Source organism: Pseudokineococcus marinus (assembly GCF_013004605.1).
Classification (GTDB): domain Bacteria; phylum Actinomycetota; class Actinomycetes; order Actinomycetales; family Quadrisphaeraceae; genus Pseudokineococcus; species Pseudokineococcus marinus.
Genome location: NZ_JABEMA010000419.1, coordinates 1 through 2,105, shown reverse-complemented (window position 1 = coordinate 2,105; position 2,105 = coordinate 1). Strand labels below are relative to the sequence as shown.

The window sequence follows — 2,105 nt, the reverse complement described above, 5'->3', positions numbered from 1 at the left end:
CCTCGCCCGCGCCGCGGGGCTGCCCGCCGTGCTCACCGGCGCCGTCCGCCACGCCCGCCCCGAGGGCGCGCGCACGGCCGACGTGCTCGACGCCACCCGGCGCCTCGTGCCGCTCGACCTGCGCCACCTGGACCGCACGAGCTCGCGGGCGCACCTCACCGGCACGGCGGAGATGCGCGACGTCGCCGCCCGCGTCGAGGACGCCGCCGGCGCCGCGGGGGATCGGACCGCCCGCGGGGCGGGCGGGCCGGAGCTCCTGCGCTGCACGGACCGCCTCGCCGAGCGGTGCCGCCTGGACCCGGCGGCCGACCTCGGCATCGGGCGGGTGCACCTGCCGGAGGCCTCGGTGCTCGGCGTCGAGGGCGACCTCGACCTCGCCCTGCGGCTGCGGTGCGAGGGCGCCGTGGGCTCCCGCTACCCGGGGGCGTCGGCCGCGCACCTGCGCCGCGTCACCGACCGGCTGGAGGAGGAGCTCGCCGTCATCCGCCAGCTCGGGTACCCGTCGTACTTCCTCACCGTGGCGCAGGTCTGCGACGAGGTCCGCGGCCTCGGGGTGCGCGTGGCCGCGCGCGGGTCCGGTGCGGGGAGCCTCGTCAACCACCTGCTCGGCGTCTCCGGGGTCGAGCCGTTGTCCCAGGGCCTGCTCATGGAGCGCTTCTGCACCGTGCAGCGGGCCCAGCTGCCCGACATCGACGTCGACGTCGAGTCCGCCCGCCGCGAGGAGGTCTACGCCCGCGTCGTCGAGCGCTTCGGCGGCGAGAGGGTCAGCGCCGTCTCGATGATGGACACCTACCGGGTGCGCCACGCCGTCCGCGACGTCGGGGCGGCGCTCGGCATGCCGCCGTCCGAGGTCGGCGCCATCGCCACGTCCTTCCCGCACGTGCGGGCGCGCGACGCCCGGGCGGCGATCGCCGAGCTGCCCGAGCTGCGCGCCTCCGGGCTGGGCCACGAGCGCCTGTCCCTGCTGCTCGACCTCGTCGAGGACCTCGACGCCCTGCCCCGCCACGTGGCCCTGCACCCCTGCGGGGTGCTGCTGTCCGACGCGGGCCTCGGGGACCGCACGCCCGTCGAGGCCAGCTGGGCGGGCTTCCCCATGAGCCAGTTCGACAAGGACGACGTCGAGGTCCTCGGGCTGCTCAAGCTCGACGTCCTCGGCATCCGCATGCAGTCCGCCATGGCCCACGCCGTCGCCGAGGTCGAGCGGGTCGACGGGCCGGGCGCGGCCGCGGCCGGCGGGCACGGCGAGGACGCGCCGTACCTCGACCCGGCCACCGGCCGGATCGACCTCGACGCCGTCCCCCTCGACGACGAGCCCACCTACCGGCTCGTGCGCTCCGCGCGCACCCTCGGCTGCTTCCAGATCGAGTCGCCCGGCCAGCGCGAGCTCGTGGGCCGCTTCGCGCCGCAGGACTTCGCCGACCTCGTCACCGACATCTCGCTGTTCCGGCCCGGACCGGTGAAGTCCGACATGATCACCCCCTTCCTGCGCGCCCGGCAGGGCTGGGACCCGCCGCAGCGGGTGCACCCCCTCGTCGACCCGGCGCTGGAGGAGACCTGCGGGGTCGTCGTCTTCCACGAGCAGGTCATCCGGCTCGTGGCCTCCACCACGGGCGTCGACCTCGCCGAGGCCGACGAGGTCCGCCGGCGCCTCGGCACCCGCGAGGGGCAGGCCGAGGTGCGCGAGCAGTGGTTCCCCCTCGCGGCCGCCCGCGGGCTGGACGGCGCCGAGGCCGAGCGGGTCTGGGAGGTGCTGGCCGCGTTCGCCTCGTTCGGGTTCTGCAAGGCCCACGCCGCCGCCTTCGCCCTGCCCACCTACCAGTCCGCGTGGCTCAAGACCCACCACCCGGCGGCCTTCCTGGCCGGGGTCCTCACCCACGACCCCGGCATGTACCCCAAGCGGCTCGTGCTCGACGACGCCCGCAACCTCGGCATCGCGGTGCTCGGCCTCGACGTCAACGCCTCCGACGCCGTGTACCGGGTCGAGCGGGTCGAGGTCGGACGTGACGAGGACGAGCGGGACGGGGGCGAGCAGGACGGGGGCGAGCAGGACGGGGGCGAGCGGGACGGGGGCGAGCAGGACGGGGGCGACGGGGCGGAGGAGGACG

The 2,105-nt window shown here is 76.7% G+C and carries 1 pseudogene; it reads left to right on the top strand.

Annotation, left to right across the window (positions count from 1 at the left end):
- Window positions 1-2,105: pseudogene (locus HLB09_RS16155) on the top strand (DNA polymerase III subunit alpha); the annotation flags it as partial.